The sequence below is a fragment of the Achromobacter sp. 01N37 genome (assembly GCF_056399725.1).
Map to the genome: position 1 here is coordinate 20572 of NZ_JBFTRX010000005.1, position 21747 is coordinate 42318.

A 21747-nucleotide genomic window follows, 5' to 3' on the forward strand; every position below is an offset into this window, starting at 1 on the left:
GTCCGGCTTGTCCGGTTCGTCCGGTTCGTCCGGTTCGTCCGCGTTCGTCCGCACCGCCCGCCCCTCATGGCGCGGCCGCTTCATCGCGCAGCTCCAGCACATAGCCCATGCCGCGTATCGTGTGCAGCAGGCGCCGGCCAAAGGGGGCATCCACCTTGCCGCGCAGCCGCTTGATGGCCACTTCCACCACGTTCACGTTGCTGTCGAAATTCATGTCCCAGACCAGTTCCGCTATCGCGGTCTTGGACAGGATTTCGCCCTGGCGGCGCGCCAGCACGGCCAGCAACGCGAATTCCTTGGCGGTCAGGTCCAGCCGGGTGCCGGCCCGCCAGGCTTTGCGGCTGATCAGGTCAATCTGCAAATCGCCAATGCGCAGTTGCACGGGTTCCTGCGCGCGGCCGCGCCGGGTCAGCGCCTGCAGGCGCGCCAGCAATTCAAGAAAGGAAAAAGGCTTGACCAGGTAATCGTCGGCCCCGTCGTGCAGGCCGCGAATGCGGTCTTCGACGCCATCGCGGGCGGTCAGCATGATGACGGGCGTCTGCCGCACCATGCGCAGCGATCGCAGCACCGCAAAGCCGTCCATGCCGGGCAGCATGGCGTCCAGCACGATCACGTCGTAATCGTGCTCCAGGGCCAGGTGCTGGCCGTCAATGCCGTTATGCGCAACATCGACCGTGCAGCCCTGCTCGCCCAAGCCTTTGCGCAGGTAATCCGCCGTCTTCAGTTCGTCTTCGACTATCAGGATTTTCATGTGCCGCCCCGCAAACGCTACGGTTGACCGCTATTTTGACTCAAGTCCGCCCGGCGCTGCGCGCCTTTGCCTGATTCGCCATCGTCACCTGCCCTGCCTTTCTTGCCGCCCGCGCCGCCTTGCGTTCCATGTACCAGTAGTGCGCCCGGTCCAGATACAGGTAGACGACCGGCGTCGTGAACAAGGTCAGCGCCTGCGACACGATCAGGCCGCCCACCATCGCATAGCCCAGCGGCCGGCGCAGTTCCGACCCTTGGCCGTGGCTCAGCATCAGCGGCAAGCCGCTAAGCAGCGCGCACATCGTCGTCATCATGATGGGCCGGAAGCGCAATACGCAAGCCTGGTAAATGGCCTCGGCCGGCGCCATGCCGTGCTCGCGCTCGGCGGTCAGCGCAAAGTCGATCATCATGATGCCGTTCTTCTTCACGATGCCAATCAGCAAGATGATGCCGATCAGCGCAATCACGCTCAGGTCATATCCGCCCAGCATCAGGATCAACAGCGCGCCTACCCCGGCAGATGGCAAGGTGGACAGAATCGTCAGCGGGTGGATATAGCTTTCGTACAGCAGGCCCAGCACGATGTAGACGGCGATCAGCGCCGCCGCAATCAGGTACGGCTGCGTCGACAACGAATCCCCAAACGCCTTGGCTGTGCCTTGGAACGCGCCCGTCAGGCTGGCCGGCGCCCCCATCTGGTTTTGCGCCTGCTGAATCGCCTGCACGGCGCTGCCCAGCGACGCGCCCGGCGCCAGGTTGAACGAAATGGTCACCGCCGGAAACTGCCCTTGGTGGCTGATCGACAGGTACGCCGTCTTGTTCGTGTCCAGCTTCACGAAGGTAGACAGCGGCACCTGCTGCCCGGTCAGCGGCGAGGTCAGGTAGAGCTTGGAAAACAGGCTTGGGTCTTGTTGCAGCTTGGGCGACACTTCCAGAATCACGTGATAGCTGTTGATCTGCGTGAAGTACTGCGCCACCTGGCGCTGGCCGATCGCGTCATAGATGGTGGCGTCGATCAGCGCGGGCGAAATGCCGAACGACGAGGCTCGCGCGCGGTCAATCGTCAGCGAAGCCGTGGCCGCGTTGTTCTGCTGGTCAGAGGCCACATCCGTCAATTGCGGCAACTTGCGAAACGCCGTCAACAGTTTCGGGGCCCAGACGTTCAGCTCGTCCAGATTGGAATCCGTCAGCGTGTACTGGTATTGCGTGCGCGACAGGCGCCCGCCCACGTTGATGTCTTGCCCCGCCTGCATGAACAGCGTCACGCCTTCGAGCTTGGCCAGTTGCGGGCGCAGCCGCCCGATTACCTCGTCGGCTGACGCCGTGCGGCCTTCGTCCTTGGGCTTTAGGCCGATATAGAAGTTGCCGGTGTTGTACGTGCTTTGACTGCCGTTGAAACCAAAGCTGGCGATGTCCGGGTCTTGCCGAATGACGTCGGCCATCTGGATCATGCGCTGGTTCATCAACGCGAAAGAAGAATCCTGCGCCGATTCCGCAAAGCCGAAGATAAAGCCCGTATCTTGCTGCGGAAAGAAGCCTTTCGGGATCACCAGGAACAGCGCCACCGTGCACGCCACCGTGGCCAGGAACACGCACAAGGTGGCGAACTGGTGGCGCAGCACCAGCTTCAGCCCGCGCTCGTAACCATGCAGCATGGCGTCAAAGCCGCGTTCAAACAGCTGGTACAGCCGGCCGTGGCGCTCGCCGTGATGGTTCTTCAAGTAGCGCGAGCACAGCATCGGCGTCAACGTCAGAGACACCAGCACCGACACCACGATGGCCAGCGTGACGGTCACGGCAAATTCGCGGAACAGGCGGCCGACGATGCCGCCCATCAGCAACAGCGGGATGAACACGGCAATCAGCGATACCGAGATCGACACGATGGTGAAGCCGATTTCGCCCGCCCCTTTGTACGCGGCTTCCAGCGGCGACATGCCGTCCTCGACGTGGCGGTACACGTTCTCCAGCATCACGATGGCGTCGTCCACCACGAAGCCCACCGAGATCGTCAGCGCCATCAACGACAGGTTGTCCAGGCTGAAGCCCACCACATACATCATGGCGGCGGTGCCCATCAGCGCCAGCGGCACCGTCACGCAGGGAATCAGCGTGGCAGGCACGTTGCGCAGGAACAGGAAGATCACCAGCACCACCAGCAAGATGGTCAGCGTCAGCGTGAACTCCACATCCGTGACGGAGGCACGGATGGTCTGCGTGCGGTCGATGATGGTGTTCACATGCACGGACGGCGGAATCGATGCTTCAAGCCTCGGCAACGCCGCGCGGATGCGGTCCACGGTTTCGATCACGTTGGCGCCCGGCTGCTTGCTGATCTGCAACACGATGGATCGGCCGTTGGTGATCGTGTTGTCAGGCGGCGAAGCCTTGCCCGCGTAGGCCCAGCCGGCCAGCTTGGTGTTCTCGGGCCCATCCACCGCCACGCCCACATCGCGCACGCGAATTGGCGCGCCATTGCGGTAGGCCAGCACCATGTCGTTCCACTGCGCGGCGGACAGCAACTGGTCATTGGTATAGGTCGTGAAGCTTTGGCGCGCGCCGTCGATGGTGCCCTTGGGCTGGTTGACGGTGGTGGTGGCGATTACGCCGCGTATGTCTTCCAGGCTCAAGCCCAGCGCCGACAGCTTGCCCGGGTCCACCTGTATGCGCACGGCAGGCTTTTGCTGCCCGCCAATGTTGACGAGCCCCACGCCGGATATCTGCGAAATCTGCTGCGCCAGGATGTTGTCGGCGTAGTCATTCACCTGGATCAGCGGCAGCGTGTCGGACTGCACCGCCATCACCATGATGGGCGCGTCCGCCGGGTTCACCTTGCGAAACGTGGGCGGGTTGGGCAGGTTGGCCGGCAACTGCCCGGTGGCGGCATTGATGGCCGCCTGCACATCCACCGCCGCCGAATCAATGCTGCGGTTCAAGTCGAACTGCAAGGTGATCTGCGTGTTGCCAATAGCGCTGACAGAGGTCATCTGCGACAAACCGGCGATCAGCGAAAACTGCCGTTCCAGCGGCTGCGCCACGTTTGACGCCATGGTCTCGGGGCTGCCGCCGGGCAAGTTGGCCTGCACCTGGATGGTAGGAAAATCCACCTGCGGCAACGGCGCCACGGGCAACAGCGGCCAGGCCGCGATGCCCACCAGCAAAATCGCCAGCGCCAGCAGCGAGGTGCCGATCGGCCGCTTGATGAAATTGGCCGAGATGCTCATTTCACATTCCCCACGGGGGCGGGGGTTGCGGCGGAGGTTGCAGCCGGGGTTGCGGCCGGGGTTACCGCCAGCTCACGCACCTTGCTGCCCGGTTTGATCTTGTACTGCCCGTCCACCACTACGCGCTGCCCGGCCGTCAAGCCGGTCTGGATAATCGCCAGGCCGTCCTGCATCCGCTCCACCGTTACCGCTTGCGGCTGCGCCACGCCGCTGCCGTCCACCGCGTACACAAAGGTGCCGGTCTGGCTGCGCTGCACGGCGGCCGCCGGCACGGTCAGCACGTTTTCATGCGCATCCAGCACCAGCCGGGCGTTCACATACAAGCCGGGCCACAGCCGATGACGCGGGTTGTCGAACCGGCCCTTCAACTGCACCGTGCCGGTGGTGGTGTCGATCTGGTTGTTCAGCAGCACCAGCGTGCCCGTTTCCAAGGGTTCATTACTGTCACGCGCATACGTCACGACCGGCAGAGGCTGGCCCCGATTCATAGCGGCGTTGATGGCGGGCACCGATTCTTCGGGCAGCGAGAACTGCACGGTGATCGGGTCAATCTGATTAATCACGACCAGCCCGTTCGCGTCCGCCGCGTGCACGATGTTGCCCGGGTCCACCAGCCGCGCGCCCACCCGGCCTGCAATCGGCGCCACGATGCGCGTGTAGTCCAGCTGCACGCGGGCATAGCTGATCTGCGCGTCGTCGGTCTGGGTTGCCGCCTCCAGCTGCGCGACCAGGGCGCGCTGCGCATCCAGCGTCTGCTGCGTGGCGGCGTCTTCGCGCTGCAAGCGGGTATAGCGTTGCAGATCAAGGCGGGCGTTCAGCAAGGTGGCCTGATCCTTCGCGCGCTGCGCCTGCGCCTGGGCCAGTTGCGCCTGCAACGCGCGCGGGTCGATGTTGGCCAGCACCTGGCCGGCCTTGACGTCCTGCCCTTCAACAAACCCAACGCTGTCCAGCTGCCCATCCACACGCGCCTTGACCGTGACACTGGCGGCCGCGGTTACGGTGCCGACCCCGGTCAGATAACGCGCGACGTCCTGCTGTTGCACCAGCACGGTCGCCACGGGCACGACGGGGTCCGGCGCGGCGGGCGGCGCGCCCCGATCGCGCAACAGCAGCCACACCGCCAGCGCGCACACCACGACGGCCAGCGCCGCAAGCCCGGCGCGCAACCCGGCGCGCCGATGGGGGGAAGTCAACACTTGATCCATGGACTCACTCGTTCTTGGTAGTTGTGCTTGCAGACTGCCCGGGGCCGGCCACCGCCAGCGCGGCGGCATCGGGCGTGTTCAAGGCGGCGGCGTTCCAGCCTCCGCCCACGGCCTTCACCAGCGCCACGCTGGCCACCAGTTGCCGGCCATGCAACTGCACGGCGGCGCGTTCGTTTGACAGGGTCAGCGCTTGGGCGACAGCCACGGTCAGAAAGGTCGTGGTGCCCGCGCGGTATTGCGCCAGGGCCAATTGCTCGCTCAAGCGCGAGGCGGCCACCGCGTCGTCCTGCACGCGCGCCTCATCGTCCAGCACGCGCAGCGTGGACAGGTTGTCTTCCACTTCCTGAAACGCGCCCAGCACCGTCTGCTTGTATTGCGCGGCGCTGGCCTCGAACACCGCCACGGCCTGCGCGTCACGCGCTTTGCGCAAGCCGCCGTCGAACACGGTTTCGGCCAACAGCGCGCCCAATGACCAGACCCGGCCCGGCGCGTTGAACCACTGCGCGAAACTGGCGGCGCCAAAGCCGCCGCTTGCCGACAACACCAGCGACGGGAAGTACGCCGCGCGCGCCACCCCGATGCCCGCATTGGCCGAGGCCACATTGCGCTCGGCCGCAGCGATGTCCGGCCGCCGTTCCAGCAACGCCGACGGCAGGCCCGTGGGCACCGGCGGCACCTGATACGTCCAGGGCTGGCCGGCCGGCAAGGCAGGCAGATCAAACTGCGCAGGCGTGCGCCCCGTCAGAATGGCGATGGCGTGTTCCAGCTGGCTGCGCGACGCGTCCAGGTCAATCGACTGCGCCTGTGCCGTCTTCAGTTGCGCTTCGGCCTGCGCTACATCCGAACGCAAGGCCACGCCCGCGTCGTACTGGCTCTGCGTCAGCTTCAGCGTGCGCGCATAGGCTTGCAGCGTGCGGGCGTAAAGCGCTTTTTCGCGATCCACGGCCCGCAATTGCAAATAGTCCTGCGCCAGCGCGGCCTGAATGCTGAGCCGGGCGGCGGCCAGGCTGGCCTCGCTGGCCTGGGTCGTGGCGTCGCTGGCTTCGACCTGGCGGCGCACCGCGCCCCACAGGTCGGGTTCCCACGACACGTCCAGCGCGGCGGCGTAGCCATTGGACACCGCCGTCACGCCATTGCTTTTCGCCCGCGCCCGCTGGGCAGAAGCGCTGACGCCCACCGTGGGCCAGAAGCCGGCCCGCGCAGCGTCAGCGGCCGCCCGCGCCTGACGGTACTGGGCCTGCGCCTGCTGAATCGTCTGATTGGCGGCGTTGGCCTGGTCGATCAGCGTGTTCAGCGTGGCGTCGCCATATGCTTCCCACCAGCGCATGTTGCCGTCGATCGCCCCGGGCTCGGCCGGCTTCCACGGGCCGGCTTCCTTGTAGGCGGCAGGCAGGTCCATCGCCGGGCGCGTGTAATCCGGCCCGGCCGCGCAGCCGGCCAATGCCAGCACGGCCGCCAACCCCGCCCCCGCCCAACGCGGCCCCATACGATTTCCCGTGTTCATGTCCCGAGCCGGGTCCCCGGCCACTTGTGGATAGGGTTCCACTGTAGAAAGGGGTCCCGGACCCCACGCTGTCCGCATCCTGACAAAACGGACAGGTTCGCGGGCGCGGGCGGCGGACAAGGCCCTCACGGGGACAGATGCGGCCGGCGGCCCAAGCCGCCCCGCCCGTCCCGGTCAAAAGAGTTAAAATGCCGGCTACCTTTCTTGTTTGGCGGCTTGCTGCTGTCAAAGCCTTTTGTCAAAGTCCTGTTGGCGTCTCACCTCAAACAATGACCACTATCCTCCCGAACCTTCCCACCGGCCAGAAGGTCGGCATCGCCTTTTCCGGCGGCCTCGACACCAGCGCAGCGCTTCTGTGGATGCGCAATAACGGCGCCATTCCGTACGCCTACACGGCGAACCTGGGCCAGCCCGACGAATCCGATTACGACGAAATCCCCCGCAAGGCCCTGGCCTACGGCGCCGAAAACGCCCGCCTGATCGACTGCCGCGCGCAGTTGGTGGCTGAAGGCATCGCCGCCCTGCAAGCGGGCGCGTTCCACATCTCGACCGCCGGCATCACGTACTTCAACACGACCCCCATCGGCCGCGCCGTCACCGGCACGATGCTGGTGGCCGCCATGAAGGAAGACGACGTCAACATCTGGGGCGACGGCAGCACCTTCAAGGGCAACGACATCGAGCGCTTCTACCGCTACGGTCTGTTGACCAACCCCGACCTGAAGATCTACAAGCCCTGGCTTGACCAGCGCTTCATCGACGAACTGGGCGGCCGTTCGGAAATGTCCGAATACATGCGCCAAGCCGGCTTCGACTACAAGATGTCGGCCGAAAAAGCCTACTCGACCGACTCCAACCTGCTGGGCGCCACCCACGAAGCCAAGGACCTGGAGCAACTGAACTCCGGCATCCGCATCGTCAAGCCCATCATGGGCGTGGCGTTCTGGCGCGACGACGTGGCCGTGAAGGCCGAAGAAGTCACCGTCCGCTTCGAGGAAGGCCAACCGGTCGCCCTGAACGGCGTGGAATACAGCGACCCGGTCGAACTGCTGCTGGAAGCCAACCGCATCGGCGGCCGCCACGGCCTGGGCATGAGCGACCAGATCGAAAACCGCATCATCGAAGCCAAGAGCCGCGGCATCTACGAAGCCCCGGGCCTGGCGCTGCTGTTCATCGCCTACGAACGCCTGGTCACCGGCATTCACAACGAAGACACCATCGAGCAGTACCGCGAAAACGGCCGCAAGCTGGGCCGCCTGCTGTACCAAGGCCGCTGGTTCGACCCGCAAGCCATCATGCTGCGCGAAACCGCCCAACGCTGGGTCGCCCGCGCCATCACCGGCGAAGTCACCATCGAACTGCGCCGCGGCAACGACTACTCGCTGCTGAACACGGAATCGGCCAACCTGACGTACGCGCCCGAGCGCCTGTCGATGGAAAAGGTCGAAAACGCCCCGTTCACGCCGGCAGACCGCATCGGCCAACTGACCATGCGCAACCTCGACATAGTCGACACCCGCGAAAAGCTCTTCACGTACGTGAAGACGGGTTTGCTGGCATCCAGCGGCACGTCGCTGCCCCAGCTGACGGACGCGGCGAAGAAGAAGTAATTCTTCAACGCCCAACAAAAAACCCCTCGACGATGTCGAGGGGTTTTTTTTGTGAGTCAGGGATTGATGGGTTGCGGCGATGGATCGCAGTCGTTCTTATGCGCGTATTCGCGCGCTTCACCCATCCTACGCGCGGCATTCGCAACGCCATATTGACCAGCGCATTAGCGAAGCGCCACCACCCCGACGCAAAACACCGCGCAAGCGCGAAGCGCCACCCCCCCAACGCAAAACACCGCATAAGCGCGAAGCGGCACCACCCCGACGCAAGACACCGCGTAAGCGCCAAAAGGCCGCCCGCGCGGCCGGCCTGGCGCGGGCCCCGCAAGATCTTCCCCCACCCACCACCGTAGGCGCGAACCCTAAGCAAACCATTCGCCCCAGCGCCCGTCAGGTTTCCACCACCCGAGCCCTGCGCGTCGGGGGCCTGGGGTGCGCGGGGCGTCGATAAGCCCGAGGGAATCTGAAGGAACCCGCCGAAGGCGGGTGACGAAGATGACAAAGGGGAAGTCCGGAGCGAAGGCTCCGGACCGCAATCGTTGCCCCGCGCACCCCAGGCCCCCGACGTGCAGGGCGTCTAAAGAACCCACCACCCCCGAAACACAAAAACCAAAGCGCCTACAACTCCACCTGCATTCCCATTTCCACCACCCGATTCGCCGGAATCTTGAAAAACTTCGTACTCCGCGTCGAATTCCGAGCCATGAACGAGAACACCGCCCGCCGCCATCGCCACAGCGCCGGCTTTCTCGCCGCCACCACGGTCTGCCGCGACAGGAAATAAGACGTCCGCATCGGTTCCAGATCCAGCTCGGGATACGCTTCAGCTACCAGCCGCAGCGCTTCCGGCACATCCGGATCTTCCTTGAAGCCGTAATTCACCGTCGCCGTCCAGCTCGACGCGCTCAGCTTCTTCACCACGAACCGCTCTTCCGGCGAGATATACGGCACGTCCGCCACCAGAATCGTCAGGAACAGCACGTGGTCGTGCAGCACCTTGTTGTGCTTCAGGTTATGCAGCAGCGCCGGCGGCACATTGCCCGAATTCATCGTCATGAAGATCGCCGTACCCGGCACCCGCGACGGGGGGTATTCCTCAAGCTGCTCCATGAATTCCTTGAGCGGCTGACGATCCCGATGCTGCATATCAGACAGCAGATGACGGCCACGGCGCCACGTCATCATCAGCGTGAACACCACGATCGCCACCAGCAGCGGCAACCAGCCGCCCTCATGAATCTTGAACACGTTGGCCGAAAACAGCAGCACGTCGAACAACAGCAACAGGCCCAGCACGCCAAACCACAGCATCCGCTTCACGCCCGTCGTGCCGCGCGGCAGCACCGCGAACGCCAGCACCGATGTCGTCAGCATCGTGCCCGTCACCGCAAAGCCGTAGGCTGCGGCCAGGTTGTCCGAATTGCGGAACAGCAGCACCAGCACCAGCACCGCGCACAACAGCAGCGCATTCACCTGCGGCAGATAGATCTGGCCCTTCTCAACGGCCGAGGTATGCAGAATCTGCATGCGCGGCCAGAAACCCAGTTGCACCGCTTGGCGCGTCACCGAATACGCGCCCGAAATCACCGCCTGCGACGCCACGATGGTTGCAATCGTCGCCAACGCCACCAGCGGCGCCAAACCCCACTCGGGCGCCATCATGAAGAACGGATTGCGGATTGCCGTCGGGTCGCGCAGCAGCAGCGCGCCCTGGCCGAAATAGCAAAGCGTCAACGCCGGCAACACCATGCTGAACCAGGCGCTGCGAATCGCCGGTCGGCCAAAGTGGCCCATGTCGGCGTAGAGCGCCTCGGCGCCTGTCAGCGCCAGCACCACCGCGCCCAGCAACACAAAGCTGATCAGCGGAAACTCGATGATGAAGCGCAAGCCCCACATCGGGTTCAGCGCCGCCAGCACTTCGGGCGTCTGCCAGATCTGCCACGCGCCCAGCGCCGCCAAGGTGCCGAACCACACCAGCATCACGGGGCCGAACAACTTACCCATCACGCTTGTTCCGTGCGACTGGATCGCAAACAGCGCCACCAGCACCACCAGCGCAATCGGCACCACCCAGGCATCCAAGGTGTGCGACACGATGCTGATCCCTTCCAGCGCCGATAGCACCGAAATGGCCGGCGTGATCATGCTGTCGCCATAAAAGAGCGCCGCGCCAAAAATGCCCAGCACGATCAGCACCCATCGCAATTTGCCGTCACGGTTGCGCACCGCCAGCTCCAGCAGCGCCAGCGTGCCGCCCTCGCCCCGGTTGTCGGCGCGCAGCACCAGCGTCACGTACTTCAAGGACACCACCACCATCAGCATCCAGAACAGGATGGACAGCACGCCCAGCAAATGCGCAGGTTCAAGGTCCGTGTGCACGCTCAGGCCGGTCAGGCAAGCGCGCAGCGTGTACAGCGGACTGGTGCCGATGTCGCCATACACCACACCCAATGCGCCCATGATCAGCGCCGCGCGCGACGATGGTGCATGCACCCCGCCTGCGTGAGCGCCTGACGGGGAAGGAACACCAGCCGAAGCTTGGCTCATGATGTCGGTTCTTGACGAGTAAGTTGAGCCCCTTTGCGGGGGCCGGGGAACACAACGGATAGCCGCGTTCCGGAAAAGTCGGGGCGGCTGGTGAGCTTCCACCAGGCGCCATGCGCGTGCGCAATCTCGCGCACGATCGCCAGGCCCAATCCCGAGCCGCCCGCCGTAGCGGTGGGCGACCGGTAAAAAGCTTCGAACACGCGGTCGCGTTCTTCGGCGGGAATGCCGGGGCCGTCGTCCTCAACCGTCAAGGACGGCGGGTTGGCGCCCACGATCAGCGTGATGCGCCCGGTTTCGTTACCGTAGCGCAAGGCGTTGTCGATCAGGTTGCCCAGCAGTTCGGCCAGCAGCAGGGGGTCGGCGTCGATCCAGATGGGCGCATCCGGCGCCACCAGATCCAGCTCATAGCGCGCCTCGCGCACACGCGGAAACCACTCGGCCCCATGCGCCCGCACCCATTCGCACAGGTCGATGCGCACAAAGCTGTCTTGCGGCCGTGCGTTCGGATCGGCGCGAGCCAGCACCAGCAACTGCTGGCCCAGGCGGATCATGCGGTCACTGACGGCCTTGATGCGTTCGGCACGCGCCCGCACATCGTCGGGCAAGGGGCGAGCCAGCATCAGTTCGGATTCCAGCCGCAGGCCAGACAAGGGGGTGCGCAGTTGATGCGCCGCATGGCCGATGAAACGGCGTTGCGCGGCAAGCGAGGCGTCCAGCCGCAGCAGCAGGTCGTTCGTGTGCGTCACCAGCGGCTCGATCTCGACCGGCACGCCCGCCACTTCCAGCGGCTGCATATCGTCGATGGAGCGCTGCCGGATTTCTTCCGACAAATGGTTCACCGACCGCAGCCCCGACCGCACGCCCTGCACCACCACCCAGGTGAACAGCGCGATCAGCGCCACCTGCCCCACCACCATCAGCCAGAAGAAGTCTTCCAGCATCCAGAGCGACATGTCGATCTTGTGCGTGATGACCCATGTGGCTGCAAGATCCAGCAGGACGAGCAGCAGAATCGGCGGCATCAGGCGTATCACCAGATGCCGCGCCAGCGAGCGTGAAGGGAGCAAGGGGCGTGAAGGAGTAAGAGCGGAAGGAGTGCGTTCGTGCGTCATGACGCGATACCCTCGCTGTGGCGGATGCAAGTGCGCAGCCGGAGCATGCCGGCCGCGCCCGGCCCGTCAGGCCGTTTCCACATCCAGCATGTAGCCGAAGCCGCGCACCGTCTGGATGCTGGCGCCCGTGCCTTCCAGGCGCTTGCGCAGACGGTACACATAGACTTCAACCGCGTTTTCGCTGAAATCGGCATCCCAGGCGGACAACGAGTTCACGATCTGGCGCTTGGTCACGACGCGGCCCACACGGGCCATCAGCATCTCAAGCACAGAGAGCTCGCGTACAGACAGCGACAGGCGTTGGCCATTGGCGCGCACTTCGCGGCCGACCGTATCGAACACCAGGGGGCCGACTTCGATCAGCGGCTGGGCCTGACCGGCGCGCCGCCGGCCAAAGGCGCGCACGCGCGCCGCCAGCTCGGGCAGTTCAAAGGGTTTGGTGACGTAGTCGTCAGCGCCGGCATCCAGGCCCGCAACGCGGTCTTCGATGCCATCACGCGCGGTGAGGATCAGCACGGGAACCTGATTGCCGTCTTGGCGCAATTGCCGCAGCACATCAAGCCCGCTCATGCCGGGAAGATTCAGGTCGAGCAGCATGAGGTCGTACGGCTGGCCTGCCAGAGCGCCCAGGACACGGTCGCCTTCTGTCAGCCAGTCGACCGCATAACCCTGGTCGGCCAGGAATTCCTGGAGCGCGTGGCCCAGGGTGGTGTCGTCTTCGATTACCAGTACTCGCATGCCGCGATTCTAGCGCGATCCGAAAAAAAAGGGGCGCGAAATGCGCCCCCTTCTAGCAGGATTCGTTCACCGGCCGGACGGTGCCCCGGCCGGAGCCGGCGTTGCGCCCCCCGGGGCACTGCCCGCGGCAGGCGCTTCAGCGGCGGCGGCCCCGCCTGTCGGCGGCGTCGTCACGAACCCGATGCGCGACATGCCCGAGCGGCGAGCCGAGGCCATGACCTTGGCCAGCGTTTCGTAGCGGGTGTTCTGATCGGCGCGGATGCGGATTTCCGGTTGCGGCTTGGTGCCGGCGATCGACTTGAAGCGATTGGGCAGGTCATCGATATTGACCGGCTTTTCGTCCCAGAACATTGCGCCGCTGGCGTCAATGGCCAGGTCCACCGTCTTGGGCTCTTCTTCGATCTGCTCGGCGGCCACCTGGGGCATGTTGATCTTGATCGAGTGCGCCAGAAGCGGCGCCGTGATGATGAAGATCACCAGCAGCACCAGCATGACGTCGATCAGCGGCACCATGTTGATCTCGGAAACCGCATGGCTTCCGGACCCTTTTCCCTCGAAGCTGCCAAAGGCCATTATTCGCTCCCGCGTTGAACCGCGGCGCCGTTACCATTCTGGCGACGCAGGGCGCGCACCTTGCCGTCGGACAGCGCAACTTGCTGGCCGGTGGTCAGGAACGCAAACAGGTCATGGGCAAAAGCATCCAGGCGCGACAGGAACACGCGGTTGTTGCGCACGAACGTGTTGTACGCCAGCACCGCGGGAATGGCCACTGCCAGGCCCAGGCCCGTCATGATCAGGGCTTCGCCCACCGGACCGGCGATACGGTTGATGGTGACGCCGTCGGACAGGCCGATACCCACCAGCGCGTGATACACGCCCCACACCGTACCGAACAGGCCGACGAACGGCGCGGTGGAACCCACCGAGGCCAGCACCGTCAGGCCGTTTTCCAGCTTGGCGGTTTCTTCGTCGATCACCTTGCGCATGGTGCGCGTGACGAAATCGGAGTTGCTGCCCGACTCTTCCAGCTTGGTGGCGCCAAACTTGTTGTGGTGCGCTTGCGCGTGCATGGCGTGGCTGGCCAGATGCGAGAACGGATCGCGCGCGCCGTGCGTGCTGATTTCGTGCTCAACCTGCTCCAGCGAGCTGGCGTTCCAGAACTTGTTCAGGAAGTCGGCCGAACGCTTGCGCATGCTGACGTTGCTGGCGGCCTTGACCAGGATCAGGTACCAGGTCACCAGCGACATCAGGATCAGGATGACGAACAGGGTCTTGCCGACGAAGTCGCTCTGGGCGACAAAGTGCAGAAAGCCCATGTCGGGAACCGCAGCCGGAGCCGGGGCTGCCGGCAGCGCAGCAGCGGCGCTGTGCAGCGCATCCGCCGATTGCTGGGCGACCGCGCCCGCGGTCGTCGCGGCTTGTTGGGCTGCGGGCGCAGCCGCGGCGGCGGCAGGCGCAGCGGCGCCCGCAGCGGCCGGCGCTGCCGGGCTGGTGGTCGCCTGCGCCACCAGGGTGGCGCTATGCAGTGCGTTGGACATCTCAGTTCCTCATTACGAAATCGAACGGAATTTTGGCTTTGGCGGCATAAGCCACGCCATTACGGGTATAGGGCTTGAACTTGGCCTTGCGGGCGGCGGTCAGCGCGGATTCGTCCAGCCTCGGGAATCCCGACGACGTGTCGATCGTGGCGCGGTCCACCAGCCCCTGCGTATTGATCTCCACCAGCACCAGCACCCGTCCCTCTTCCCGCATGCGGCGCGATGCCATCGGGTAGTTGGGCATGGGGCGTGCGCCCTGGAACTCAATACTCGACACCAGGACCGGCTGGTCAGGCGGAGGCCCTTGCTGCGGACTCTGCGAAGCCTGAGCCCCGTCCGTGGCGCCGGCGGGCGGCGTTTGCGGAGGCGGCGTTTCCGGCTTGGGTTCAGGTTTGACTTCCTGCTTGGGCTGGGGCTTGGGCTTCGGCTTGGGCTTAGGTTTGGGGGCCGGCATCGGCGGCTTTTCAACCACCGGTTCAGGCTCGGGTTCCGGCTCGGGCTTCAGTTCGGGTTCGGGCTCGGGTTCCGGCTCGATCTCGGGCTGGGGCTCGGGCGGCGGCTCCACCACGGGCTGCGGCACTTCCGGCGTGGGCTCGGCCTTAGCCACCTGCGGGATGGGCGCATCCACCAGACTGAYCATGACAGCCTCGGGTTCCTCCAGTTCAGGACGATTCGCAGGAGCCATGAAAATGGCGCCGATCACAGCCGCGTGAAGTGCGACAACCGCCAGGCCAGCGCCTGCGCGTATACCAAATGAAGACGGCGAAGAAGAATTCCAACCGCGTTGAAAACTAGGCATGAATCAGCCAGGGGTGCATTGACTTAGCCGGCCAGCCAGGGAAAGGACGCGCGCAAAAGGGGAACGTCGGCTGGCCGGTACAAGCCGAACATAATATCTTAAATGCGAATGATTCGCACGTCCTATTTCGTCTGGAGTAGCGTAACACTGCTGATTCTGGTCAAGCCAGGATGCACAAAACGCTTACGAAATTGCTTGCACACCGGCAAGAGCACGGGTAAGTGGGGGGGCGTGGCTGAGCGCCTAAGGAAGGTGCACGGGCGTCCCTGCGTGACGCGATGTGCAGCAGTGCGATGTGTCGCGATCTGCGCAGATAGGCACCGCTAAATATCAGCGCCCGAAAACAAAAAACCCGCCACGATGCCGTGTGCGGGTTTTGCATGGAACCTGCCGGTTCCGGACTTGCTGGGTGTATCGGCGGCCAGCGGAAAACCGATGGCGTCGATGGCTTTTGATGGTGGGTGCTACAGGGGTCGAACCTGTGACCTACGCCTTGTAAGGGCGCCGCTCTACCAACTGAGCTAAGCACCCGATCCTGACACTTCCGTTGCTGCCTCAATACGAGGTTTCGTGTGAAGCAACTGCCAACTCGGGGTACTCAAAAGCAATACGCGGGCCGGAGTATACCGGACCGCGTGATTGTCGGCAAATCGCGTGGGACCAGCCCCGCGACCGCCGTGCCGTCCATTAGTTGACGGCGTCCTTCAGGGCCTTGCCCGGACGGAACTTCGGCACCTTGGCCTTCTTGATCTTGATGGTCTCGCCCGTACGCGGGTTGCGGCCAGTGCGCGCAGCGCGTGCCGACACGGCAAACGTGCCAAAGCCAACCAGCGTGACCGTTCCGCCCTTCTTCAGCGTGGTCTTCACGGCACCGATCAGGGCGTCGAGCGAACGGCCGGCTGCAGCCTTGGAGATATCGGCCTTGCTGGCGATGTGATCGATGAGTTCGGTTTTGTTCATTCAGGTGTACCCCTCACAAGGTATTGAGTCTGGCGAGGCCGTGCGGTTCATGGCTGTCATGCAGGGACGCCACCAACTTACGCTAGGCCTGACAAACGACGAACAGACAGTGGATAAACTTTTTCTTGCGCTGCAAAGCACAACTTTTAAACTGCTGCGCCGCTTAGGATTTGATGGCATTGATGCCTTCAAACCGTCAGCGACGCAGAGATGTATTAGGCCTTGGCGTAGAGCGGCTGTCAAGCGAAAACCTCACCACAACCCGCGCCAATACTAGCTTTTAGCTGATTTCGCAATAAACAAAAACGCGCATTTCGGGGTTTGCACGACACCCCTTAACAACGCTTCAAGCCTGAATCAAACATCAGCCCAGCGGCGCAGCAAATTGTGATAAATGCCGGTCAGCTGCACGATCGATGCGTGCCCCGCGACGTCTTGATTCAAGCGCTGAATGGCCACATCCATATCCAGCAGCAAGGCGCGCTGACTGTCTTCGCGCACCAGGCTCTGCATCCAGAAGAACGAACTTACGCGAGCGCCACGCGTCACCGGATTCACCTTGTGCAGGCTCGTGCCCGGATACAGCACCATATGCCCCGCCGGCAGCTTCACGGCGCGCGGACCATAGGTGTCATCGATGACGAGCTCGCCGCCATCATAGGAATCAGGTTCGGAAAAGAACAGCGTGGCCGACAGGTCCGTGCGCACGCGCTCGGCCGTGCCTGCAATACCGCGCACCGCGTTGTCCACGTGATAGCCGAATGCCTCGCCACCTTCATAGCGGTTAAAGAGCGGCGGGAAGATCTTGCGCGGCAAGGCGGCGGACATGAACAGATTGTTCGCCGCCAGGCGTTGCAGGATCAGGTTGCCGAGTTCCTGCGCCAAGGGATGCTGTTCGGGCAGTTGCCGGTTGCGCTTGACCTCGGCCGACTGGTAGCCCGCCGTGACCTTGCCATCCACCCATTCGGACGCATCCAATCTGCGCCGGATATCAGCCGCCTCGTCGGGCGTGAATACTTCTGCGATCTGTATCAGCATGAATCTTGTCCTGGCGTCATCACAGCCGCACCCACGCGGCCTGCGTGCGCTTGTCGGATTATCCCTTCAGACACCCATTCAACGCCTGATCGAAATCAAACAGCAGATCGGCCTCGTCTTCGATGCCCACCGACACGCGGATCAGGCTGTCGGCAATGCCCATCTGCTTGCGGCGTTCGGCGCCCATCTCGTAATAGATGGTGTGCGCGGCCGGCAGCGCCAGGCTGCGCGTGTCGCCCAGGTGGGTGGCCATTAGCACGATGCGCAGGCGGTTCAGGAAATCAAAGCAATCCACGCCATCAGCAAGCTCTACGCCCAGCAGCCCGCCAAAGCGCGACCCGAACAGGGCTGCCGCGCGCGCGTGCTGCGCATGGCTGGCCAGACCGGGGTAATGCACCTTGGCAACGCCGGGGTGCTCTTCCAGAAAGCGCGCCAACGCCAGTGCGTTGGCGCAATGCTTGGCCATGCGCAGCGCGAGCGTTTCAGCGCCCACGGCAATGCGGTGCGCGGGTTCGGCGGCCAACGTGCCGCCCATGTCGCGCAGGCCCTTCTTCTTGATCTGCGTCAGGCCCCAGCTGGTGGACGCCCCCTTGCGATAGGCGTCGTAGATATTGGCGTAGTCCGCCCAGTCATACAGGCCGGTATCCGTCACCGCGCCGCCCAGCGCATTGCCATGGCCGCCGATGTACTTCGACAGCGAATTCATCACCAGCGACGCGCCCACCGTCGACGGGCGGAACATCCACGGCGAGGTCAGCGTGTTATCGACCACGTAGACCAGATGCTTTTCGCGGCAGATTTCGCCGATCACGGCCAGGTCAGCAACCTGCGTACCCGGGTTGGCGATGGTCTCGGTGAAGACCATGCGCGTGTTCGGCTGAATGGCCGCACGCACCTGCGCGGCGTCCGTCGCATCGACGAAGGTGATTTCAACGCCCAGCTCAAGCAGCGTGCCCAGCAGGCTGTTGGTGTTGCCGAAAACGAACTGGCTGGACACCAGGTGGTCGCCGCGGCGCAGCAGCGTCGTGAAGATGGCTGACAACGCCGCCATGCCTGTGGCGAAGCTGACCGTGCCCTTGCCGCCTTCCATATGGTTGATCTTCGCTTCCAGCGCCGTGGTGGTCGGCGTGCCTTGGCGCGCGTACGTAAAGCCCGCCTCGCCCTGGAACACAGCAGCCAGTTCGCGCGCGTCGTCGTAAGCGAATTCCGATGACGGATGCATCGGCTTGTGCACCGCTCCGTGCTCGACGGATTGTTGGCGGTCGGAATGGAGGATCGTGGTGGTAAAGCCGTTCTGGTGCATGATGGGCTGACGCGTAAAGGAAGATCTACAAACGAAGGGTTGAACCGGTCAGGCTTGGCGCTGACGCACGGTTTCGTACAGGCAGACGGCGCTGGCCACGCTGACGTTCAGGCTTTCCACCGAACCCAGCATGGGAATGTTCACGAGCTGGTCGCAGGTTTCACGCGTCAGGCGGCGCATGCCCTCGCCTTCCGCGCCCATGACCCACGCCATCGGCTGGCGCGCATCGATCTGGTGCATGCTGTCGGTGGCCTGGTCATCGGTGCCGACCAGCCACACGCCGCGGTCCTTCAGGCTGCGCATCGTGCGCGCCAGATTGGTCACCATCACATAGGGGACGGTGTCGGCCGCACCGCAAGCCACGCGCTGCACGGTGGCGTTCAGGCCCACGGCGCGGTCGCGCGGTGCGATCACCGCGTGCACGCCGGCAGCATCGGCGGTGCGCAGGCAGGCGCCCAGATTGTGGGGATCGGTCACGCCGTCAAGAATCAGCAGCAGCGGCGGGCCTTCAATGACGTCAAGCACTTCGTCCACGTCCACCGCCAACTGGCGTTCGTCAGCCAGCGCCACCACGCCTTGATGGCGGGTGCCGCGCGACAGGCCGTCAAGGCGCTCCATCGGGACCGGATGCAGGCGGCAACCCGCCTTTTCGGCCTGCTCGATGAGCGTCTGCATGCGCTTGTCGCGGCGCGACGCTTCTACATAGATTTCCTTGATCGACTCGGGCGCGTGGCGCAGCCGCGCGACAACCGCGTGAAACCCGGCTAGAACTTGGGTCGACGCCATAGATGCAATACCTTTAGATAAACGAATACCCGCCCCAGAGGGGGCGGGCCACCGGACCAAGCCGGCCATCAGCGCAATGTTACCCCTTATGGCCGCCCCGCCCTAAGACAGGGTGACCATAAAGCGCACACATCGGGCGGGATCAGTGCCGCTTGTGCGTGGCTTTTTTGGCCGGCGCGGCGCGCTTGGATGACCGAGGCGGCTTGCTGGCCTTCTTGGCGTCTGCCCGCCGCTCTTTGGCCGTTTGACCCTTGAGCGCAGCGGGCTTGGGCGCAGCCGCCTTCTTCACGCGGCGCACCGGCTCGTCCGGCCCACGGGCCGCCGCCTTGCGCAAGGCATCGAAACTCGTACCCTGCACCAAGCGGAATTCGATGCGGCGCGCTTCCAGATCGACGCGGGCCACTTGCACCTGCACCTTGTCGGTCAGGCGATAGCGCATGCCCGTGCGTTCGCCGCGCAACTCATGCAGCGCGTCGTTGAACTGGAAGTACTCGCCGCCCAGTTCGGACACATGCACCAGCCCTTCCACGTGCAGCGTATCCAGCGTGACGAAAATGCCGAAGCTGGCCACGCCGGTGACGGTGCCGCTGAAGTCTTCGCCCACGCGTTCCTTGACGAACCAGCACTTGAGCCAGGCTTCGACATCGCGTGAGGCTTCGTCGGCACGGCGTTCGCTGGCCGACAACACCAAGCCCATCTTTTCCCAGATGGCTTGCTCGTGTTCCTTTTGCGTGCGGCCGATGACCACCGCCTGGTGATCATCCAGGCTAGGCACATAACGCTGGCCAGCCAGCAACGCCTTGATCACCCGGTGCGTGAGCAGATCGGGGTAGCGGCGGATGGGCGACGTGAAGTGGCTGTAGCCGGGGTACGACAGGCCAAAGTGGCCCATGTTGTCCGGGCTGTACACGGCTTGCTGCATCGAGCGCAGGCACATGGTTTGCAGCAACTGGTAATCGGGGCGGCCGCGCACGGTGTCGAGGAAGTCGCCGTAGTCCTTGGCGGTGGGCGTTTCACCCCCGCCCAGGGACAAGCCCATCGTGCGCAGGAATTCACGCAGCGATTGCAGGCGTTCCGGCGTGGGCCCTTCATGGATACGGTACAGGCCAGGATGCTTGCTGCGCGTCATGAAGTCGGCCGCGCAGGTGTTGGCGGCCAGCATGCATTCTTCGATCAGCTTGTGGGCATCGTTACGCACCGACGCCACGATCTGTTCGATACGGCCGAGCTCGTTGCAGACGATCTTGGTTTCGACGGTGTCGAAGTCGATCGCGCCGCGCTTCTTGCGGCCCTGCACCAGCAACTGGAACAGCTCATACAGATGCTGAACCTGCGGCATCACGGCGCGCATCGCTGCGGCGGCGGGGCCGCCCGGCTGCTGCAATGCCGCCCAGACGTTCGTGTAGGTGGTGCGGGCATGCGAGTGCATCACCGCGTTATAGAACTGGTACGCCGTGACCGTGCCGGCCTTGGCGCCGGTTGCCGGAATGACCATGTCGCAGACCAGCACCAGGCGGTCGACATCAGGGTTCAGCGAACACAGGCCATTGGAGAGCGACTCCGGCAGCATCGGAATGACCCGGCGCGGGAAATACACGCTGGTGCCGCGTTCGATGGCGTCGTCGTCGATGGCGTCGCCCGGACGCACGTAATGGCTGACGTCGGCAATTGCTACCAGCAGGCGCCAGCCCGGGCGCTTGCGCTGTCCCGTGCCGAGTTCGACCGGCTCGCAATACACGGCGTCGTCGAAGTCGCGCGCGTCTTCACCGTCGATGGTGATCAGCGGCACATCACGAAGATCCACGCGGTCTTTGAGGTCGCTCTTGCGCACCACGTCAGGCAGGCGTGCAGCCTGCTTGCGGGCGGCTTCCGAGAATTCGACGGGCACATCAAACTTGCGCACCGCGATTTCGATTTCCATGCCGGGGTCATCAATTTCACCCAGCACTTCCGCCACGCGGCCCAGCGGCTGCGTGTGGCGAGTGGGCTGCTCCATGATTTCAACCGCGACCACCTGCCCATGCTGGGCGCCGTTGGTGTCGCTGGGCGGAATCAGGATGTCGTGCTTGATGCGCTGGTCTTCCGGCACAACGATGGACAGGCCATGCTCGTGCAGGAAGCGGCCCACCAGTTTGTTGGTGCGGCGTTCAATGACTTCAACGATGGTGCCTTCCGGCTTGCCCCGGTATTCGCCCGACGGCTTGACCAGCACGCGGTCGCCATGCAGCACCTTGAGCATTTCGCGCGGCGACAGGAACAAGTCCGGGCCGCCGTCATCGCGCAGCAGGAAGCCGAAACCGTCGCGATGCCCCAGCACCTTGCCGGCGACAAAGTCCAATTTGGTAGCGAGCAACAACACGCCTTTGCGGTTGGGCATCAATTGCCCGTCGCGTTCCATAGCGCCCAACCGGCGCTCGAAACCGACCATCGTCGCCGCGCGCTCGATGCCCATGCGCTCTGCCAACTCAACCGGAGACAGCGGCGAGCCTGCGGAACGCAGCGCCGTCAAAATGGCTTCACGGGACGGGACATCAGGGTCGAAGTCCGGCGGCGCTTCGGGCAAGGGTGTTGATCTGTTGTTTTTCGATTCGTTATTCGATCGTTTTGCCAAAGCTGAAATTTCCGTATATAAT

16 protein-coding genes and 1 tRNA gene are annotated in these 21747 nt (G+C 64.1%); 1 reads left to right on the top strand and 16 read right to left on the bottom strand.

Annotated features, from left to right (window positions below):
- Window positions 1–64: 64 nt before the first annotated feature.
- Genes AC1DSJ_RS11600 through AC1DSJ_RS11615 form a run of 4 tightly spaced genes read right to left on the bottom strand, consistent with a single transcriptional unit; the run spans window position 65 to window position 6683 of the window.
- Window positions 65–751, bottom strand: coding sequence for a heavy metal response regulator transcription factor (locus AC1DSJ_RS11600; protein WP_441372725.1), 687 nt, complete (start codon window positions 749–751; stop codon window positions 65–67).
- A 40-nt stretch (window positions 752–791) separates the two neighbouring features.
- The gene (locus AC1DSJ_RS11605) at window positions 792–3974 is read right to left on the bottom strand and encodes an efflux RND transporter permease subunit (protein WP_441372726.1); all 3183 of its coding nucleotides are present in this window, start codon (window positions 3972–3974) and stop codon (window positions 792–794) included.
- Window positions 3971–5179: an efflux RND transporter periplasmic adaptor subunit gene (locus AC1DSJ_RS11610; protein WP_441372727.1), complete on the bottom strand. Its 1209-nt coding sequence runs from the start codon at window positions 5177–5179 to the stop codon at window positions 3971–3973. The genes AC1DSJ_RS11605 and AC1DSJ_RS11610 overlap by 4 nt, the downstream gene beginning before the upstream one ends.
- Window positions 5180–5183: 4 nt before the next feature.
- On the bottom strand, window positions 5184–6683 hold the full coding sequence (locus AC1DSJ_RS11615) for an efflux transporter outer membrane subunit (protein ID WP_441372728.1): 1500 nt from the start codon (window positions 6681–6683) through the stop codon (window positions 5184–5186).
- Between the two features lie 269 nt (window positions 6684–6952).
- Here AC1DSJ_RS11615 and argG point away from each other — a divergent pair, with 269 nt between their 5' ends.
- Window positions 6953–8293 (top strand): argininosuccinate synthase, encoded by a 1341-nt coding sequence (gene argG, locus AC1DSJ_RS11620; protein ID WP_054423394.1) that lies wholly within the window; start codon window positions 6953–6955, stop codon window positions 8291–8293.
- Window positions 8294–8911: 618 nt separating this feature from the next.
- On the opposite strand, the gene AC1DSJ_RS11625 is transcribed toward argG, so the two are convergent.
- The 12 genes from AC1DSJ_RS11625 to rnr form a co-directional block, all read right to left on the bottom strand.
- The gene (locus tag AC1DSJ_RS11625; protein WP_054423395.1) at window positions 8912–10840 is read right to left on the bottom strand and encodes a potassium transporter Kup; all 1929 of its coding nucleotides are present in this window, start codon (window positions 10838–10840) and stop codon (window positions 8912–8914) included.
- Window positions 10837–11952 carry a sensor histidine kinase gene (locus AC1DSJ_RS11630; protein WP_245636339.1) on the bottom strand — a complete coding sequence of 372 codons (1116 nt, stop codon included), beginning with the start codon at window positions 11950–11952 and terminating at the stop codon, window positions 10837–10839. Before AC1DSJ_RS11630 ends, AC1DSJ_RS11625 begins: the two co-directional genes overlap by 4 nt.
- Window positions 11953–12018: 66 nt before the next feature.
- On the bottom strand, window positions 12019–12690 hold the full coding sequence (locus AC1DSJ_RS11635; RefSeq protein WP_006218435.1) for a response regulator transcription factor: 672 nt from the start codon (window positions 12688–12690) through the stop codon (window positions 12019–12021).
- A 66-nt stretch (window positions 12691–12756) separates the two neighbouring features.
- On the bottom strand, window positions 12757–13263 hold the full coding sequence (locus AC1DSJ_RS11640; protein WP_054423397.1) for an ExbD/TolR family protein: 507 nt from the start codon (window positions 13261–13263) through the stop codon (window positions 12757–12759).
- Window positions 13263–14228 carry a MotA/TolQ/ExbB proton channel family protein gene (locus tag AC1DSJ_RS11645; RefSeq protein ID WP_082387088.1) on the bottom strand — a complete coding sequence of 322 codons (966 nt, stop codon included), beginning with the start codon at window positions 14226–14228 and terminating at the stop codon, window positions 13263–13265. Before AC1DSJ_RS11645 ends, AC1DSJ_RS11640 begins: the two co-directional genes overlap by 1 nt.
- Window position 14229: 1 nt before the next feature.
- A complete protein-coding gene (locus AC1DSJ_RS11650; protein ID WP_476760307.1) occupies window positions 14230–15027 on the bottom strand; it encodes an energy transducer TonB in 798 nt (265 codons plus the stop codon).
- A gap of 455 nt (window positions 15028–15482) precedes the next feature.
- Window positions 15483–15558 (bottom strand) — tRNA-Val (locus AC1DSJ_RS11655).
- A 156-nt stretch (window positions 15559–15714) separates the two neighbouring features.
- Window positions 15715–15987, bottom strand: a complete 273-nt coding sequence (locus AC1DSJ_RS11660) for an HU family DNA-binding protein (protein ID WP_003812968.1) — start codon at window positions 15985–15987, stop codon at window positions 15715–15717.
- Between the two features lie 357 nt (window positions 15988–16344).
- The gene (locus AC1DSJ_RS11665) at window positions 16345–17025 is read right to left on the bottom strand and encodes a Fe2+-dependent dioxygenase (RefSeq protein WP_441370717.1); all 681 of its coding nucleotides are present in this window, start codon (window positions 17023–17025) and stop codon (window positions 16345–16347) included.
- Window positions 17026–17083: 58 nt separating this feature from the next.
- Window positions 17084–18328 (bottom strand): cystathionine gamma-synthase family protein, encoded by a 1245-nt coding sequence (locus AC1DSJ_RS11670; protein ID WP_441370716.1) that lies wholly within the window; start codon window positions 18326–18328, stop codon window positions 17084–17086.
- Between the two features lie 48 nt (window positions 18329–18376).
- On the bottom strand, window positions 18377–19114 hold the full coding sequence (gene rlmB / locus AC1DSJ_RS11675; RefSeq protein WP_054423401.1) for a 23S rRNA (guanosine(2251)-2'-O)-methyltransferase RlmB: 738 nt from the start codon (window positions 19112–19114) through the stop codon (window positions 18377–18379).
- Window positions 19115–19256: 142 nt separating this feature from the next.
- Window positions 19257–21725: a ribonuclease R gene (rnr, locus tag AC1DSJ_RS11680; protein ID WP_054423402.1), complete on the bottom strand. Its 2469-nt coding sequence runs from the start codon at window positions 21723–21725 to the stop codon at window positions 19257–19259.
- Between the last annotated feature and the right edge of the window lie 22 nt (window positions 21726–21747).

Bases quoted from the DNA above. Each gene is read 5' to 3' on its own strand.
- AC1DSJ_RS11600 (WP_441372725.1), bottom strand. From the start codon at position 751: ATGAAAATCCTGATAGTCGAAGACGAACTGAAGACGGCGGATTACCTG.
- AC1DSJ_RS11605 (WP_441372726.1), bottom strand. From the start codon at position 3,974: ATGAGCATCTCGGCCAATTTCATCAAGCGGCCGATCGGCACCTCGCTG.
- AC1DSJ_RS11610 (WP_441372727.1), bottom strand. From the start codon at position 5,179: ATGGATCAAGTGTTGACTTCCCCCCATCGGCGCGCCGGGTTGCGCGCC.
- AC1DSJ_RS11615 (WP_441372728.1), bottom strand. From the start codon at position 6,683: ATGAACACGGGAAATCGTATGGGGCCGCGTTGGGCGGGGGCGGGGTTG.
- argG (WP_054423394.1), top strand. From the start codon at position 6,953: ATGACCACTATCCTCCCGAACCTTCCCACCGGCCAGAAGGTCGGCATC.
- AC1DSJ_RS11625 (WP_054423395.1), bottom strand. From the start codon at position 10,840: ATGAGCCAAGCTTCGGCTGGTGTTCCTTCCCCGTCAGGCGCTCACGCA.
- AC1DSJ_RS11630 (WP_245636339.1), bottom strand. From the start codon at position 11,952: ATGACGCACGAACGCACTCCTTCCGCTCTTACTCCTTCACGCCCCTTG.
- AC1DSJ_RS11635 (WP_006218435.1), bottom strand. From the start codon at position 12,690: ATGCGAGTACTGGTAATCGAAGACGACACCACCCTGGGCCACGCGCTC.
- AC1DSJ_RS11640 (WP_054423397.1), bottom strand. From the start codon at position 13,263: ATGGCCTTTGGCAGCTTCGAGGGAAAAGGGTCCGGAAGCCATGCGGTT.
- AC1DSJ_RS11645 (WP_082387088.1), bottom strand. From the start codon at position 14,228: ATGTCCAACGCACTGCATAGCGCCACCCTGGTGGCGCAGGCGACCACC.
- AC1DSJ_RS11660 (WP_003812968.1), bottom strand. From the start codon at position 15,987: ATGAACAAAACCGAACTCATCGATCACATCGCCAGCAAGGCCGATATC.
- AC1DSJ_RS11665 (WP_441370717.1), bottom strand. From the start codon at position 17,025: ATGCTGATACAGATCGCAGAAGTATTCACGCCCGACGAGGCGGCTGAT.
- AC1DSJ_RS11670 (WP_441370716.1), bottom strand. From the start codon at position 18,328: ATGCACCAGAACGGCTTTACCACCACGATCCTCCATTCCGACCGCCAA.
- rlmB (WP_054423401.1), bottom strand. From the start codon at position 19,114: ATGGCGTCGACCCAAGTTCTAGCCGGGTTTCACGCGGTTGTCGCGCGG.